The following is a 15,801-nucleotide window of genomic DNA, read 5'->3' as shown; positions in this document are numbered from 1 at the left end:
GTGGAAGGGATCTCAGAGTCGGTGTGCCGAGCCCGACGGCTCGGCGTGCAGGAACTGGGGGACCGGCAGGCCGGCGGTGTCGGCGCGTCGGGCGACGTTCTCGACGACGGCGTCGATCCGGTCGGCCGGAACGAGGGCGATCGCGGAGCCGCCGAAGCCGCCACCGGTCATCCGCGCACCCCAGGCGCCGGCCTCGAGGGCGGCCTCGACGGCGGAGTCGAGTTCGACGGAGCTGACCTCGTAGTCGTCGCGCAACGAGGCGTGCGAGCGGTTCAGGGCGTCGCCGATGTCGGTGATCCGGCCGCGGTCGAGCAGGTCGGCGACCTCCCGGACGCGACGGATCTCGCCGAGCACGTGCCGGACCCGCTGCGCTGCCGGGGAACTCAGCGCCGCGACGGCCGCGTCGACGTCGGCGACGTCGCGCAGGGTGGCGACGCCGAGGTCGGCGCAGGCCTTCTCGACGGTGGCGCGCCGGTTGCCGTACTGGCCGTCGACCAGCCGGTGCGGCGCGTTGGTGTCGATGACGACCAGTCGGGCGCCTGCGGCGTCGAAGTCGAGTGGAACGTGCCGGGTCGCGCCGCCGCGGCAGTCGAGGAGCAGGGCGTGGCCGGGGCGGGCGAGCATCGCGACCGACTGGTCCATGCCGCCGGTGGACGCGCCGGCGATCTCGTTCTCCGCGAGGATGGACGCGGTGATCAGTTGTCGGCGGCCGGAGTCGTCCGTGGGCAGGCCGGCGAGGTCGGCGACGGCGAGCGCGAACGCGCACTCGAGCGCGGCCGAACTCGACAGCCCGGAGCCGACGGGGACCGTCGAATGCACCGCCACGTCGAAACCGGTTCCCGCCGTGAGGTGTCCGGATCGGCGTAGTGCCCACACCACCCCGGCGACGTACGCGGCCCAGCCGGCCGGGTGGCCCGGGGCGACGTCGTCGAGCGGACCGTGCCAGGACTCGCCGGTGTGCGTGGACACGGCGTGCAGGATACCGTCGTCGCGCACTCGGACGGCGACGACGGTCACGTAGGGGAGGGCGAACGGCAGTACCAGTCCGCCGGCGTAGTCGACGTGCTCACCGATGAGGTTGACCCGGCCTGGTGCAGTCCAGACGCCGTCCGCGGCGCCGCCGAACGTGCTGCGGAACAACGCCTCGGCGGTACCTGCGACCGCGTCGGGGTCGACGGGGGTGACCCACTGCGGCGCACTCACGACGCCACCTCCCGCAGCCGGTCGGCGATGCGCTCGGGGGTGGTGTCGTTGACCCACGCCCCCATCCCGGACTCGGATCCCGCCAGGTACTTCATCCGGCCGGGGGAGCGCATCATCGAGAACAGTTGCAGGTGCAGGCGTCCGAGCGGACGGTCCTCTCCGACGGGCGCCTGGTGCCACGCGGCGATGTAGGGCACGGCGTCGACGCCGTCGAAGAACCGGTCGACCCGGCGCAGCAGTTCGAGATAGACGTGGGCGAGTTCGTCGCGCTCGTCGTCGGACAGTTCGGTGAGGTCACGGACGTCGCGGTGCGGTGCGAGATGCACCTCCAGCGGCCAGCGCGAGGCGGCGGGAACGTACGCGGTCCAGTGCTCGGCGGCCAGGACCACGCGCCTGCCGGATCGTGTTTCGGCGTCGAGGACATCGGCGAGCAGTAGTCGCCCGGTGCTCTCGAAGTGCTCGCGGGAGCGCCGGATCAGCGCGTCCGTGCGGGGCGGCAGGTACGGGTAGGCGTAGATCTGCCCGTGCGGATGGGTCAGGGTGACGCCGATTTCCTTGCCCCGGTTCTCGAAGCAGAACACCTGCCGGACCCCCGGCAGCGCCGACAGGTCGGCGGTGCGGTCGGCCCAGACGTCGACGACGGTGCGGACCCGGTCGACGCTCAGGGTGGAGAACGCGGCATCCGGGTTGCTGGTGAAGCACACGACCTCGCACCTGCCCGCCCCCGGTGTCAACGGCCACAACGCTTCTCCGTCGACGCAGTCCGGAAGGTCCTGCTCGGCGGCGCCCGTCGCCAGCGACGGGAAGCGGTTCTCGAACACCACCACGTCGTAGTCGTCGGCCGGAATCTCCGTGGGCGCCTTGCCCGGCATGCTCGGGGCGAGCGGCGACGCGTCCGGCGGCGGCAGGAACGTGCGGTCCATCCGCTGGGCGGCGATGACCACCCACTCCCCGGTGAGCACGTCGAAGCGCATCTGCGACTGCGACACCGCCGGCGGCAGCGGCCGTGAATCCACCAGTTCGCGGGTGGCGCCGCCCGACACATACGGCTCGGAGTCGTCGAAGTAGATCAGTTCGCGGCCGTCCGCGAGGGTCGTCCGGGTCTTGCGCATCCGGAGCCGTGTGCCGGTCTCCCGCGCCTCCTGTTCGTCACGCACGGTCATCGACGAGTCCTTCCCGGTTCTCCCGTGTCACCACGAGATCGCCGACGTGGTCGGCAAGAGCTTCCTGGGCGGCGCGCTCGAGCCCGGCGTCGGTGATGAGGATGTCGACGTCGGACAGCTGGATCGTGTTCGCCAACGCGGTCACACCCCACTTCGTGTGGTCGGCGAGCACCACGACCCGCCGCGACGACGCGACGAGCGCCTGATTGGTCTGTGCTTCCATCAAATTGGGGCAGGTGAGTCCCGAGTCGATCCCCATCCCGTGCGTCCCCAGGAACAGCATGTCCACGTGGATACCGCGCAGCGCGGCGACCGTGAGCGGCCCGACCAGAGCGAATGACGGGGTGCGCTGACCACCGGTCAGGAGGATGGTCTGGTCGTCGCGGCCACCCTCGTGGAACGCGTCGGCGACGGGCAGCGAATTGGTGACGACGGTGATGTCGGGGACGTCGAGGAGTTCGCGGGCGAGGGCGTGCGTGGTGGTGCCGCCGGAGATGCCCACCGACGTGCCCGGGCGCACCAGCCGGGCGGCGGCGCGGGCGATGGCCTGCTTGGCCTCGCGGTCGAGTTCGGACTTCGCCGAGAACCCCGGTTCGTGCACACTCGCCGACCGCGGCAGGGTGACCCCGCCGTGCACCCGCTCGACGAGACCCTGCTCGACGAGTTCGTTGATGTCGCGCCGGATGGTCATGTCGGAGACCCCGAGTGTCGCGCCGAGGTCGACGACCTTTACCGCACCGTGCGCGGTGACCTCGTCGAGGATCACCTGCTGGCGCTGACGAGCGAGCATCATGCGTCCGCCTTTCGGGTCCGGGCGCCGGTGTCGGCGCTGTCTTCGCGAATCACAGCACAGCTGCCGGGTTCCAGCGTGAGCGGTCCGTCGACCACCCGTTCGGTGACGAGGTCGGTGCCGGACGCCTCGACGGTCACCTTCTCGGTCGTGTGGTTGAGGACGAACAGCCACGACCCGTTCTCGCCCCGCCTGCGCACGATCTCCACGTCGGCGTGCTGCCCAGCGTGGAGGTCGAGACCGGCTGCGGCGCAGATCGCTTCGGCGATCCTCGTCCAGCCCTGCGTGTCGGGGACGGTGGCGAGATACCAGGCGGCGCCGTCGCCGACCGGACGCCGGGTGAGGGCGGGCACACCCTGGAGGTGCCCCTCGGTGTGGCGGGCGAGTACCTCCACGTCCTCGGACACCGTCAGATACTCGGTCCAGATGCGGGCCGCAGTGCCGTCGTCGAGGGCGACGGTCTCGTCCGCGCCGAGCGGGAAGAACTCCTCGGTGCGGACACCCAGCAGGTCGCGGAACGCCCCGGGGTAGCCGCCGAGCCGGACGTGATCGTCACGGTCCGCGATCCCGGAGAATGCGGTGACCAGCACCTGGGCGCCGGCGCGGGCCGCGGCCTCGATGCGCGCGGCGTCGTCGTCGCTGCACAGGTACACGGCCGGAACGACCACCACGGCGTACCGGCTCAGGTCGGCGTCCGCGGGGATCACGTCACACGTCACGCCGGAGAAGGCGTGGTGGGCGCGTTCGGCGATCGCCATGGGCTGCATCAACCGGGACGGGTGCCCGTCCTGCTCGCACGCCCACTGCGACTCCCAGTCGAACAACACACCCACCGGGGCCTCGACGCGGCTGCCGGCCACCGGTTCGAGGCGGCGCAGCACGGCGCCGAGCTGGACGACTTCCCGCCATCGCGCGGAGTCGGTGCCCGCGTGCGGAACCAGGGCGGAATGGAACTTCTCCGCACCTGCGTCGGATGCGCGGAACTGGAAGAAGGCGATGCCGTCCGCTCCGCGGGCGACGTGGGCGAGAGAGTTGCGCAGCATCTCTCCGGGTGTCTTCGCCCGGTTGACCGGCTGCCAGTTGACGGCGCTCGTCGAATGTTCCATCAGCAGCCACGCCCGTGAGCCGGCGATACCGCGCGTCAGGTCGGCCGAGAACGACAGCCGGTGGTGGGCGGCGCCGTCGCCGGTCGCCGGCCCCACCAGGTAGTGGTCGGTGGACACCAGGTCCTGTTCGGGTGCCCACTGCGCGTAGTTCATGTCGCCGGCGAGCGACTGCGGTGAGCCCATGCCCACCATGAAGTTGGTGGTGACCGGGATGTCGGGGGTGATGCGCCGCAGCACCTCCCGCTCGGCGAGGTACTGGTCGAGGAGGGCGTCCGAGCAGAACCGGCGCCAGTCCAGCAGATGCGTGGGATTGCCGAACGTCGTGCTCGCGGCGGGCGGCACCACTTCGTTCCAGTCGCTGTAGTGCTGGCTCCAGAACGTCGTGCCCCACGCCCGGTTGAGTTCGGTGAGGTCGCCGTAGCGACGTTGCAGCCACCGCCGGAACGCCCGCGCGCTGTCGGGGGAGTAGCAGCGTGAGTTGTGGCAGCCGAGTTCGTTCGACACGTGCCAGAGCGCGAGTGCGGGGTGGCCGCCGTATCGGGTGGCCATCTTCTCGACGAGGACGAGGGAGTGGTCGCGGTAGATCGGGGAACTCGGGCTCCACGTCTGCCTGCTGCCGATCTCGTACCGGTAGCCACGCTCGTCCACGGGCCGGACCTCGGGATGCGCGGTCGTGAGCCACGGCGGTGGGGACGCGGTCGCGGTGGCCAGGTCGACGCGGACGCCGCCGTCGTGCAGGAGGTCGAGGACGCGGTCGAGCCAGCCGAAATCCCACGTGTCCGGAGTGGGCTGGAGCCGGGCCCAGGAGAAGACGCCGACGGTGGCGAAGTCGACACAAGCCTCGCGCATGAGTTCGACGTCGCGTTGCCAGACCTCTTCCGGCCACTGCTCGGGGTTGTAGTCACCGCCGAAGGAAATGCCCCGGGGCGGCCACCGCAGGTGCCGCCCGCCGGAATCGCTCGCTGTGTGCATGCTCACAATCTGTCCGATCCCTGTTCAAAAGTCAACACGAATGAACATTTCTGCACTTACGCAGGTGAAAGCACTTCTGGTTGGTTGACAATGCGCGGTGCGGCGTGATTTTGTAACCTGCATCACGTAAGGACGTGAGGCGACGGCACCCGAAAGTGATCGAAGTTGTTCGATTTTCGATCAGGTGGTGAGCGACTCCGACCACCCCGGTACTCAATCGAAAAGGGCACCATGAACCGAAACGAGCTGCCGCACCCGTGGCAACCCTCCCGGCGCACCTTTCTCAAGGCCGCGCTCGGCGCCGCGGGCGCCCTGTCGACGGCGGGCCTGCTGTCCGGGTGCACGAGCGGTGTCGACCCCCACGTGATCACCCTCGGATCGCGGCTGTCGGACAAGAACGCCAAACTCGGCGTCCAGGACGTCGTCGGGATGTTCCAGCAGCAGACCGGCGGCGCCGTGCGGATCAACTCCGTCGACTCCACCTCGTTCCAGGAGAACGTCAACAACTACCTGCAGGGCACCCCGGACGACGTATTCACCTGGATGTCGGGGTACCGCATGAAGTACTTCGCCGACAAGGGCCTCGTCGACGGCGTCAGCTCGGTGTGGCAAGCGCACGGCAGCGGCTTCAGCGACAGTTTCCGCGAGGCGTCCACCGGAACCGACGGCCAGCAGTACCTGATCCCGTTCTTCTACTACCCGTGGGCCGTGTTCTACCGTCCCAGCCTCTGGCAGCAGCGCGGCTACGCGCCGCCGAAGACGTTCGACGAATGGGTGACCCTGTCCAAGCGCATGCAGGCCGACGGACTCACCCCGATCGGATTCGGCGTCCGCGACGGCTGGCCGCCGTTCGGCACGTTCGACTACCTCGACCTGCGCCTCAACGGTGTCGACTTCCACCGCTCCCTCCTCGCGGGCGACGTGAGCTGGACCGACAACCGCGTCCGGTCGGTGTTCGACACGTGGCGCGAGATCCTGCCGTTCCACCAGCCGCAACCGCTGGGCCGCAAGATGTCCGAGGCGCAGCAGGCACTCCTCAACAAGGAGGTCGGCATGCTGGTGGCCGGCATGTTCGTCGCACAGAGCTTCCCCGCGGGGCCAGACCGCGAGGATCTGGACTTCTTCGCGTTCCCCGAACTCGACTCCGCCGTCGGCACTTCGGCGGTGGAGGCTCCCATGGACGGATTCATGATGCGCAAGGACCCGCGCAACCTCGGTGGCGCGCAGCAGTTCCTCTCCTTCCTCACCAGCGCCGACGCCGCGGTCGCGTACGCGAAGCAGGACCCTCAGGCGATACCCGCGCACCGTGACGCCGATCTGTCGAGTTTCCCTCCGCTCGTGCAGAAGTCGGCCGCCCTCGTCCAGGGTGCGGGGTCCATCACCCAGTTCCTCGACCGGGACACCCGCCCCGACTTCGCGTCCGTCGTGATGATTCCGGCGATGCAGCAGTTCCTGGGCAACCCGAACGACGTCGACGGCCTGGTCCGCAGCATCGAGCGTCAGAAGGCGGCGGTGTTCGGGCAATGAGAGCGCACGAGAAGACAACGACCACCATCACGGTCCCGACAGGTCAGGTGAATTCATGACCAGCACAGTTCCTCCCCAGACCGGAACCGAACCCAGGATCCCGGCGCCGAAGGTCCGGCGCAGCCGGGGTGACCGGTGGACCATCGCCGTCATGCTCGGGCTGCCCGCCGCGATCGTGATCGGGCTGGTGTGGATTCCCACCGTGTTCACGGTGATCCTGTCGTTCGCACGCTGGGACGGCATCGGCGGCACGTCCACCATCGAGTGGATCGGCCCGCAGAACTACGTCGACGCCGTCCAGGCGTACCCACCGTTCCAGCAGGCCCTCCACAACAACGTCCTCTGGCTGGCGTTCCTGTTCGTCTTCCCGACGATCCTCGGCATCTTCCTCGCCGTCCTGCTCGACCGGGGCCTGAAGGGAAGCCGGCTGTACCAGAGCATCTTCTACATCCCCGTGGTGTTGTCGATGGCACTGGTCGGATTCGTGTGGCAGCTGATCTACTCCACCGACGGCGGCGTGCTGAACACCATCCTGGGTACGGACGTCGACTGGCTCGGCAACCCCGACGTCAACATCTGGGCCGTCATGGTCGCCGCGAGCTGGCGGCACACCGGCTACATCATGTTGCTGTACTTGGCCGGTCTCAAGGCCATCGACCCGTCGGTACGCGAAGCGGCCCTCATGGACGGCGCCGGCCCGATCCGCACGTTCTTCCGGATCGTGTTCCCCCTGATGAAGCCGACCAACCTGCTGATCATCGTCATCACCGTCATCGAGGCCCTGCGCGCCTTCGACCTCGTGTGGGTGATCAACAAGGGCCGCAACGGACTCGAACTCATCTCCGCCCTCGTCACCGCCAACGTCGTGGGCGAAGCGGGCCGGGTCGGATTCGGTTCTGCCCTGGCGACGATCATGCTCGTGATCTCGCTGGTGTTCATAGCCCTCTATCTCTGGATCGTGATGCGGAGCGACGACTGATGACCATGACGACACCCCTCGCCGACCACAGTGCGCCCGTCGACCGGACCGGGCCCCGCAACACGGCCGCGGTGGCCAACCGGCGCCGGCTGAGTACCGCGCACGCGGCGATATACCTCCTTCTCACCGCCCTGGCGTTGCTGTGGATCTTCCCGTTGCTGTGGGCCCTCTACAACTCGTTCCGCGACTACGACTACGTCCTCACCCACGGCTACCTGTCGGTCGGCGGATTCACGCTCAGCAATTACACCGAGTCGTGGGAGGTCGGCGGAATCCCGCACTACTTCCTCAACTCGATGCTCATCACCATCCCGGCGGTGCTGCTGATCCTGTTCATCGGGTCGATGGCGGCATTCGTGCTCGCCCGGTTCCCGTGGAAGTTCAACGTGATCATGCTGGCGGTGTTCATCGCGGGCAATCTGCTGCCGCAGCAGACACTGCTGACCCCGTTGTTCCGTCTGTACAACGCGATTCCGCTGCCGTACTGGATGAGTTCGTCGGGCTCGCTCTACGACAGCTACTGGGGACTGATCCTGGTGCACGTCGCGTTCCAGACCGGGTTCTGCGTGTTCGTGCTGAGCAACTACATGAAGACGGTTCCGCCGGAACTGCTCGAGGCGGCGACGGTGGACGGGGCCGGGCTGTTCCGTCAGTACTGGCAGGTGGTGCTCCCACTGTGCCGTCCGGCCCTGGCCGCGCTCGCGACGCTCATGATCACCTGGATCTACAACGACTTCTTCTGGGCACTGGCGCTGATGGTCAGCGGCGACAAGCTGCCGGTCACCACCGCGCTGCAGAATCTGCAGGGCAGCTTCTTCACCGACACCAACCTGCTCGCCGCCGGATCGGTGCTCGTCGCATTGCCGACGGTGCTCGTATTCGTGGCGCTGCAGCGGCATTTCGTTTCCGGACTGACGATGGGAGCCAGCAAGTGAGTGCAACTCCACCGCACGCGTACGTCCACCTCACCGCAGGCGGCGTGTCCGTCGTGCTGGACGTCACCGGGGGACGGTTGCCGGCGATCGTGCACTGGGGTGCGGCGCTCGGCGACCTCGCCCTCGCCGACGTCGAAGCCCTGGCGCAGGCGAACATCGAGCCCCCGGCGGGCAACGTGGTCGATCTCCCGGTGCGGCTGTCGATACTCCCCGAACATCACACCGGGTGGGTAGGTAAGCCCGGGATCGCGGGGCACCGGGACGGCGGCGACTGGTCGCCGCTGTTCACGACCACCACGCTCACGGTCGACGGAACCGAGCACCGGTCGGGACTCGTCGCGGTCGGTGCCGGCGCCGTCCGCGTCGCCGCACACGACACGGTCGCCGATCTCGGTCTGGTCCTCGACATCGAACTGCTACCGAGCGGCCTCCTGAGGACGCGCGCCGAGGTCACGAACGTGGGCGACTCCTTCTACGTCCTCGACGACCTCCAGCTCGCGTTCCCGGTCCCGCCGCAGGCCCGTGAGATCCTCGACTTCGCCGGCCGATGGGGGAAGGAACGGATCCCGCAGCGCCGTGAACTCACCGTCGGCATCCACGAACGCGAAGGACGGAAGGGACGCACCGGCCCGGACGCCGCGACGGTGCTCTCCGTCGGCGTGCCCGGATTCGGGTTCGGTCGCGGCGAAGTGTGGGGCACCCACGTCGCGTTCAGCGGCAACCACCGGCACTACGCCGAACGTCTCTTCACCGGTTTCCAGGTGGTCGGTGGCGGAGAACTACTCCTGCCGGGCGAGGTACGGCTCGCGGACGGTGAGAGCTACGAAACGCCCTGGGTCTACGGCGCCTACGGCGACGGCCTCGACGACCAGGCACATCGCTTCCACGACTACCTCCGGTCCCGCCCCACGCACCCGCGGCGCGCGCGCCCGGTCACGATCAACGTGTGGGAGGCCGTCTACTTCGACCACGACCTGGCCCGGTTGACGGACCTGGCGGGTCGCGCGGCGAAGCTCGGCGTCGAGCGTTATGTGCTCGACGACGGCTGGTTCAGGTACCGGCGCAACGATCTGGCGGGCCTCGGGGACTGGCACGTCGACGAAACGGTGTGGCCGAACGGTCTGCATCCGCTCGTCGATCACGTGCGTTCCCTCGGCATGGAATTCGGCCTGTGGTTCGAACCGGAGATGATCAACCTCGATTCCGACCTCGCGCGGGAGCATCCCGAGTGGGTGATGGCGACCGGCGGGCGCACGCCCGTGCCGTCGCGGAACCAGCAGGTGCTCAATCTGGGGATCCCCGAGGCGTACGACCACATCCTCGAGCGAATGTCCGCGATTCTCGCCGAGTACGACATCGCCTACATCAAGTGGGACCACAACCGCGACCTGATCGACGCCGGCACCGCACCGCACGGCCGCGCCGGCGTCCACGACCAGACCCTCGCGACCTACCGGCTGATGGACGAACTGAAGCGCCGCTTCCCCGGACTGGAGATCGAATCCTGCTCGTCGGGCGGAGCGCGGGTGGACCTCGGCATCCTCGAGCGCACCGACCGCGTCTGGGTCTCGGACTGCATCGATCCGCTCGAGCGTCAGCAGATGAACCGGTGGACGATGCAGCTGCTTCCCCCCGAACTGCTGGGCTCGCACATCGCGTCCGGAATCTCCCATACGACGGGCCGGTACCACCGCCTGTCGTTCCGGGCGGGGACGGCGCTGTACGGGCACCTCGGGATCGAGTGGGATCTCGCGACCGCCACCGACGACGAGAACGCACAGCTCGCGGTGTGGATCGACCTGTACAAGCGGCACCGGGAACTCCTGCACACCGGAACGATGGTGCGGGCCGACGAGATCGACCCGACCCTGCTCGTCTACGGTGCGGTCGCGGCGGACCGGGCGGAGGCGCTGTTCTTCCTCGCGTACGTGGGGCGCTCCGAGGTGTCACCGCGGGGCAGGTTCACGCTGCCCGGGCTCGACCCCGACCGGCGCTATCGGGTGCGTCCCGTCTTCGCCGGTGCACCGGACGAGGGCCTGAAACCGCCCGCGTGGTTCGACGTACAGCCACCGGGTGGACGAGCCGACGAACTGTCCGCGGGGAGCGAGGTACTCGGCGTCTCGATGACGGGCCGGGCCCTCGCGGTCGTGGGTCTGCAGACACCCGCGTCCTTCCCCGACGACGTGGTCGTGCTCTCCGTCACCGCCGAGGCGTAGCCGCAGCACCAGGTGGGCAACATTCACCCTGGGGTAGGTAGCCGGTGCCCCCGCAGCGCGGCACCATGGTCTTCACCAGTCGGCAAAAGTTGAACCGCAGGAGGTAAGTCAACACTCGAAGACGCCACATGAAGAGAACACCTCACCGGAACCCGAACCCGGTGAGGTGTTTTCGTCTGTTCCGCCGGGCGGGTCAGAACTCCATGCCCGCGTCGGCGCCCATCTGCATGGTGGTGTTTCCGCCGTCGAGGGATTCCCGGATGATGTCGGCGTGACCGGAATGGTGGCCGGTCTCCCGGATGATGTGGAGCAGGGTGCGGCGGATCGTCCACCACTGCCGCTCGGGTGCCCAGGGTGCGGTGGGCAGTGGGACGAGCACGTCCAGGTCGTCGAGGCCGGACACGGCGGCCTCCGTCGCGCGGGCCACCTCGGCGTACTCGGCGAGCAGTCCCTCGAGGGTTTCGTCGTCCCGCATGTAGTACTTCTCCATCGCCCACTCCATGTCGAACTCCGCGTTCTCGTCGGGTTCGAGAATGGTTTCGACCCAGTGCTTTTCCGTGTGGGAGACGTGCTTGATCAGTCCGCCGAGCGTCAGGTCGCTGACGGTCGAGCGCTGTCGTGCCTGTTCGTCGTCGATGCCGCGGACCGTGATCAACAGGGTGGCTCGCTGCTCCTGCAGGATCTGGAGGAGGTCGGCGCGCTCACCGGTTGCGGGGGACTTCTGCGAAGTGGTCATGAGAAAAAGAGTAGAAGCGATTGAGGTCAGAAACGGTCCTCATTAGGAAGGCTTTCTCAGGGTTTTTCTCGGGGTCCAAGTTGGGTGCCTTCCTGGATGTGTGGAAAGCGCGCGCCGCGAAGGATTCTCGGTATGAACTTCGACTCTCCGGGACCGGCACCCCGGCCCGCCCGCCGACGCGTATGGCTTCGCGTTCTCGGGGGCATGGTGTCGCCCGTCCTCGTCGCCGTCACGGTGGGAGTCGGCACGTTCGCGTACGCCTCGACCGCCGCCGACAGCGACACCGGCGGGCAGATGGAATTCCGGCGAGCCCTGACGATTCCGCCGCTCGCGCCGGGTGCCGCGCGCCCCGATGTGGGTACCCCCACGGTGACGCGCCATCCCGATGTCGCCGGGTCGAGCCGGAACGGCGCGGGCGAACCCGCGATGCCCGACCAGCCCGCGCACGGGTGACCCCGCTCGGTTCTCTCTTCTGGGTCCGCCCAGCCCACAGATGATCAGCCCACCGATGAAAGGAATCATCATGATCCGCACGACGATGACCGCACTGGCAGCCGTGGCTCTCGTGTTCGGCGCCGCGTCCGTGACCCAGACCGCTGCCGCCCACCCGGCCTGCAACTCCTCCTACGAGGGCACGACGAACGACGAGTACGACCCGGACCCCGACTTCACAGGGACGACCAACGACGAGTACGACCCCGATCCCGAGTATTCGGGCACGTCCAACCGCGAATACGACCCCGACCCGGAGTTCCACGGCAGCACCGATCCGTGCCAGGTGTGAGTCCGGTCAGCGGTTCCGGCGCAGCCACTGAGACACACCGGGGGCGAACAGGGCGAGCACTCCCACCGCGACGAGGGCGCTGTAGGCGAGCGGCGCCCATTGCAGCACACCGGCGGTCGCGTCACCGGCGTCGGACAGCAGGGTCCACAGGCCCACTCCGCCGGCGGCGCTGAGGACGCCGACGACGGCGAGGGTGATCTGGCCCGCCGGTTTCCGGGCGCGCAGGAGTTGTATCCCCAGCAGTCCGAGGAGGATCAGGACGACGGCGATGGCGCCGCTGCCGATCAGCGTCAGGTTCACCGTGTCGGTGATGTCTGTCGCGGAGTCCCCGGGATTGTCCGCGGCGACCGAGGCCTCGAGGGCGTCGCGGACCGCGCCGAGGTCGAGCACGATGGCGCCGGCGATTCCGGCGAGAACGACGAACGATCCCACCCAGGCGGACAGCGACACCGCGACCGCCTTCGGGGTGGCATCGGTGGGGGTGGCGCGCAGCGGGGTGACCGCGAACTCCGGACGCGGCGGTACGGGTCGCGGCGGTTCCGGCCGGCGTGGCGGCTGTTCGGGTGTCGTCACGCTGCGATCCTATCGACCTGCCGTACCGTGGCGGGCCGACGCGCGGGTCCGTGTCGGCGGCCCCGAAACACGGCCCCGAAACACGGCCCCGAAGCACGGCGCCGAAGCACGGCGCCCGAACAAGATGTGGGCGCCCGGGAACAAATCTCCGCACCCCTCCGTTGAGCCTTACGACAACATGAGCGTGCAAGACTCAAGTTCGAATTGACTCTCGACGGTGTCGGAGTGCAAACTTGAGCGGAGGGCGCTCACTAAGCGCCAACATCGCAGTTCAGTAATGAAAAACCTGCCCACAGGACTGCAAAACGAAAGTGAGGAACACTATGGCTCGTGCCGTCGGTATCGACCTCGGTACAACGAACTCGGTCGTGTCTGTGCTGGAAGGCGGCGAGCCCGTAGTGGTCGCCAACGCCGAAGGTTCACGCACCACCCCGTCGATCGTCGCCTTCGCCAAGAACGGTGAGGTGCTGGTCGGCCAGCCCGCCAAGAACCAGGCCGTCACCAACGTCGACCGCACCATCCGCTCCGTCAAGCGCCACATCGGCACCGACTGGAACGTGGAGATCGACGGCAAGAAGTACACGCCCCAGGAGATCAGCGCGCGCACGCTCATGAAGCTGAAGCGCGACGCCGAGGCGTACCTGGGTGAGGACATCACCGACGCGGTGATCACCGTCCCCGCGTACTTCGAGGACGCCCAGCGTCAGGCCACGAAGGAAGCCGGCCAGATCGCCGGTCTCAACGTCCTGCGCATCGTCAACGAGCCCACCGCGGCCGCCCTGGCCTACGGCCTGGACAAGGGCGACAAGGAACAGACCATCCTGGTCTTCGACCTCGGTGGCGGCACCTTCGACGTCTCGCTGCTCGAAATCGGCGACGGCGTCGTCGAGGTTCGCGCCACGTCCGGCGACAACCACCTCGGTGGTGACGACTGGGACGAGCGCATCGTCACGTGGCTCGTCGACAAGTTCAAGGCTCAGAACGGCATCGATCTGACCAAGGACAAGATGGCTCTGCAGCGTCTCCGCGAGGCCGCCGAGAAGGCCAAGATCGAACTGAGCTCCTCGCAGAGCACGTCGATCAACCTGCCCTACATCACCGTCGACGCGGACAAGAACCCGCTGTTCCTCGACGAGCAGCTGTCCCGCAGCGAGTTCCAGAAGATCACGTCCGATCTCCTCGACCGCACCCGCGCGCCGTTCCAGGCCGTGATCAAGGACAGCGGCATCGCCGTCAAGGACATCGACCACGTCGTGCTCGTCGGTGGTTCCACCCGTATGCCCGCCGTCTCCGATCTGGTGCGCGAGCTGACCGGTGGCCGTGAGCCCAACAAGGGCGTCAACCCGGACGAGGTCGTCGCCGTCGGCGCCGCCCTGCAGGCCGGCGTCCTCAAGGGCGAGGTCAAGGACGTGCTGCTCCTCGACGTCACCCCGCTGTCCCTCGGCATCGAGACCAAGGGTGGCGTGATGACCAAGCTCATCGAGCGCAACACCACCATCCCGACCAAGCGTTCCGAGACCTTCACCACCGCTGACGACAACCAGCCCTCGGTGCAGATCCAGGTGTTCCAGGGTGAGCGCGAAATCGCCTCGCACAACAAGCTGCTCGGCTCGTTCGAGCTGGCCGACCTGCCGCCCGCCCCGCGTGGCGTGCCGCAGATCGAGGTCACCTTCGACATCGACGCCAACGGCATCGTGCACGTGACCGCCAAGGACAAGGGCACGGGCAAGGAGAACACGATCAAGATCCAGGACGGCTCCGGTCTGTCCAAGGAAGAGATCGAGCGGATGGTCAAGGACGCCGAGGCGCACGCCGAGGAAGACAAGGCCCGCCGCGAGGAGGCCGAGGTGCGCAACCAGGCCGAGTCGCTCGTGCACCAGACCGAGAAGTTCATCAAGGACAACGAGGACAAGGTGCCCGCCGACGTCAAGGAGAAGGTCGAGGCTGCCATCAAGGAAGCCAACGACGCTCTCGCAGGCACCGACATCGCGGCCGTCAAGGCCGCGGTCGAGAAGCTGGCCACCGAGTCGCAGGCCCTCGGCCAGGCGATCTACGAGGCCAGTGCCGCCGAGGAAGCCGCCAACACCGACGGTTCCGGCGCGAGTGGTGCCGACGACGTCGTCGATGCCGAGGTCGTGGACGAGCCGTCCGAGTCGGAGAAGAAGTGACGTCCGACAACACCGAGCAGGAACCGGTCACTTTCGTGGACAAGCGGAAGATCGACCCCGAGACCGGTCGGACACGGGACGCGGAGCCGGTAGTGGAGCCCCTCGCGGGCACCGCTGCCGCCCCGCAGCCCGGCTCGGTGGACGAAGGGGACCTGCCGGACACGGCAGCTCCGGAGACGGACGAGTTGGCGGAGCGCACCGCTGACCTGCAGCGACTGCAGGCGGAGTACGCCAATTACCGCCGCCGCGTCCAGCGCGACAAGCAGGCCGACATCGCGAACGCCAAGGCGTCCGTCGTCGGTGAACTCATCGCGGTGCTGGACGACCTCGACCGTGCACGCAGCCACGGCGACCTCGACTCGGGGCCGCTGAAGGGTGTGGCAGACAAGCTCACCGGCACCCTCACCTCGCTCGGGCTGAGCGAGTTCGGTGCCGAGGGCGACGCATTCGATCCGGCGCTGCACGAGGCAGTGCAGCACGAGGGCGAGGGTCACGACCCCGTTCTCGGCACCGTGATGCGAAAGGGCTACAAATTCGGTGATCGCGTCCTGCGGCATGCGATGGTAGCTGTGATTGATCGCGCCGGCGATTCCGGCGCGAACACCTCCGACGAGGCGGCGAAGCCCGCCGAGTCGGAACAAGAGTAAGA

At 68.0% G+C, this 15,801-nt stretch carries 14 protein-coding genes; 8 read left to right on the top strand and 6 right to left on the bottom strand.

The window, feature by feature from the left end; translation table 11 throughout:
• Positions 1 to 12 precede the first annotated feature (12 nt).
• The 4 genes from galK to GO592_RS22340 are packed head-to-tail and all read right to left on the bottom strand — an operon-like array spanning position 13 to position 5,234.
• A complete protein-coding gene (galK, locus tag GO592_RS22355) occupies positions 13 to 1,203 on the bottom strand; it encodes a galactokinase (protein ID WP_005256762.1) in 1,191 nt (396 codons plus the stop codon).
• The gene (gene galT / locus GO592_RS22350) at positions 1,200 to 2,366 is read right to left on the bottom strand and encodes a galactose-1-phosphate uridylyltransferase (protein WP_007299791.1); all 1,167 of its coding nucleotides are present in this window, start codon (positions 2,364 to 2,366) and stop codon (positions 1,200 to 1,202) included. Before galT ends, galK begins: the two co-directional genes overlap by 4 nt.
• Positions 2,353 to 3,159 carry a DeoR/GlpR family DNA-binding transcription regulator gene (locus GO592_RS22345; protein ID WP_082325002.1) on the bottom strand — a complete coding sequence of 269 codons (807 nt, stop codon included), beginning with the start codon at positions 3,157 to 3,159 and terminating at the stop codon, positions 2,353 to 2,355. Before GO592_RS22345 ends, galT begins: the two co-directional genes overlap by 14 nt.
• Positions 3,156 to 5,234 carry a beta-galactosidase gene (locus GO592_RS22340; RefSeq protein WP_007299789.1) on the bottom strand — a complete coding sequence of 693 codons (2,079 nt, stop codon included), beginning with the start codon at positions 5,232 to 5,234 and terminating at the stop codon, positions 3,156 to 3,158. Before GO592_RS22340 ends, GO592_RS22345 begins: the two co-directional genes overlap by 4 nt.
• Before the next feature lie 231 nt (positions 5,235 to 5,465).
• Between GO592_RS22340 and GO592_RS22335 the strand changes: the two genes are divergently transcribed.
• Genes GO592_RS22335 through GO592_RS22320 form a run of 4 tightly spaced genes read left to right on the top strand, consistent with a single transcriptional unit; the run spans position 5,466 to position 10,891 of the window.
• Positions 5,466 to 6,761: an ABC transporter substrate-binding protein gene (locus tag GO592_RS22335; RefSeq protein WP_007299788.1), complete on the top strand. Its 1,296-nt coding sequence runs from the start codon at positions 5,466 to 5,468 to the stop codon at positions 6,759 to 6,761.
• A 55-nt stretch (positions 6,762 to 6,816) separates the two neighbouring features.
• Entirely contained in the window at positions 6,817 to 7,740 is a 924-nt protein-coding gene (locus GO592_RS22330; RefSeq protein ID WP_007299787.1) for a carbohydrate ABC transporter permease, read from the top strand.
• Positions 7,740 to 8,675 carry a carbohydrate ABC transporter permease gene (locus GO592_RS22325; protein WP_007299786.1) on the top strand — a complete coding sequence of 312 codons (936 nt, stop codon included), beginning with the start codon at positions 7,740 to 7,742 and terminating at the stop codon, positions 8,673 to 8,675. The genes GO592_RS22330 and GO592_RS22325 overlap by 1 nt, the downstream gene beginning before the upstream one ends.
• Positions 8,672 to 10,891 (top strand): alpha-galactosidase, encoded by a 2,220-nt coding sequence (locus GO592_RS22320; protein ID WP_007299785.1) that lies wholly within the window; start codon positions 8,672 to 8,674, stop codon positions 10,889 to 10,891. Before GO592_RS22325 ends, GO592_RS22320 begins: the two co-directional genes overlap by 4 nt.
• Before the next feature lie 193 nt (positions 10,892 to 11,084).
• Here GO592_RS22320 and GO592_RS22315 read toward each other — a convergent pair whose 3' ends face one another.
• Positions 11,085 to 11,627, bottom strand: coding sequence for a DinB family protein (locus GO592_RS22315; RefSeq protein WP_007299784.1), 543 nt, complete (start codon positions 11,625 to 11,627; stop codon positions 11,085 to 11,087).
• 132 nt (positions 11,628 to 11,759) lie between these two features.
• On the opposite strand from GO592_RS22315, the gene GO592_RS22310 reads away from it, so the two are divergent.
• Positions 11,760 to 12,080, top strand: a complete 321-nt coding sequence (locus tag GO592_RS22310) for a hypothetical protein (RefSeq protein WP_007299783.1) — start codon at positions 11,760 to 11,762, stop codon at positions 12,078 to 12,080.
• Between the two features lie 70 nt (positions 12,081 to 12,150).
• Positions 12,151 to 12,411, top strand: coding sequence for a hypothetical protein (locus GO592_RS22305; RefSeq protein WP_005238337.1), 261 nt, complete (start codon positions 12,151 to 12,153; stop codon positions 12,409 to 12,411).
• 6 nt (positions 12,412 to 12,417) lie between these two features.
• Here the strand turns inward: GO592_RS22305 and GO592_RS22300 are convergent, their stop codons facing one another.
• Positions 12,418 to 12,984 carry a hypothetical protein gene (locus GO592_RS22300; RefSeq protein ID WP_007299782.1) on the bottom strand — a complete coding sequence of 189 codons (567 nt, stop codon included), beginning with the start codon at positions 12,982 to 12,984 and terminating at the stop codon, positions 12,418 to 12,420.
• Between the two features lie 323 nt (positions 12,985 to 13,307).
• Here GO592_RS22300 and dnaK point away from each other — a divergent pair, with 323 nt between their 5' ends.
• Entirely contained in the window at positions 13,308 to 15,152 is a 1,845-nt protein-coding gene (gene dnaK, locus GO592_RS22295) for a molecular chaperone DnaK (protein ID WP_005238341.1), read from the top strand.
• On the top strand, positions 15,149 to 15,799 hold the full coding sequence (grpE, locus tag GO592_RS22290; protein ID WP_007299780.1) for a nucleotide exchange factor GrpE: 651 nt from the start codon (positions 15,149 to 15,151) through the stop codon (positions 15,797 to 15,799). Before dnaK ends, grpE begins: the two co-directional genes overlap by 4 nt.
• Positions 15,800 to 15,801: the final 2 nt, after the last annotated feature.

The sequence above is a fragment of the Rhodococcus sp. 21391 genome (assembly GCF_016772255.1).
GTDB classification, from domain to species: Bacteria; Actinomycetota; Actinomycetes; order Mycobacteriales; family Mycobacteriaceae; genus Rhodococcus_F; species Rhodococcus_F opacus.
Note: the sequence above shows the minus strand (reverse complement) of the source record. Positions and strands in the feature narration are given on the sequence as shown.

What these genes read in the sequence shown, in the direction of transcription:
- galT (WP_007299791.1), bottom strand. Translation starts at nt 2,366, where the DNA reads ATGACCGTGCGTGACGAACAGGAGGCGCGGGAGACCGGCACACGGCTC.
- GO592_RS22345 (WP_082325002.1), bottom strand. Translation starts at nt 3,159, where the DNA reads ATGATGCTCGCTCGTCAGCGCCAGCAGGTGATCCTCGACGAGGTCACC.
- GO592_RS22340 (WP_007299789.1), bottom strand. Translation starts at nt 5,234, where the DNA reads ATGCACACAGCGAGCGATTCCGGCGGGCGGCACCTGCGGTGGCCGCCC.
- GO592_RS22335 (WP_007299788.1), top strand. Translation starts at nt 5,466, where the DNA reads ATGAACCGAAACGAGCTGCCGCACCCGTGGCAACCCTCCCGGCGCACC.
- GO592_RS22330 (WP_007299787.1), top strand. Translation starts at nt 6,817, where the DNA reads ATGACCAGCACAGTTCCTCCCCAGACCGGAACCGAACCCAGGATCCCG.
- GO592_RS22325 (WP_007299786.1), top strand. Translation starts at nt 7,740, where the DNA reads ATGACCATGACGACACCCCTCGCCGACCACAGTGCGCCCGTCGACCGG.
- GO592_RS22315 (WP_007299784.1), bottom strand. Translation starts at nt 11,627, where the DNA reads ATGACCACTTCGCAGAAGTCCCCCGCAACCGGTGAGCGCGCCGACCTC.
- GO592_RS22310 (WP_007299783.1), top strand. Translation starts at nt 11,760, where the DNA reads ATGAACTTCGACTCTCCGGGACCGGCACCCCGGCCCGCCCGCCGACGC.
- GO592_RS22305 (WP_005238337.1), top strand. Translation starts at nt 12,151, where the DNA reads ATGATCCGCACGACGATGACCGCACTGGCAGCCGTGGCTCTCGTGTTC.
- dnaK (WP_005238341.1), top strand. Translation starts at nt 13,308, where the DNA reads ATGGCTCGTGCCGTCGGTATCGACCTCGGTACAACGAACTCGGTCGTG.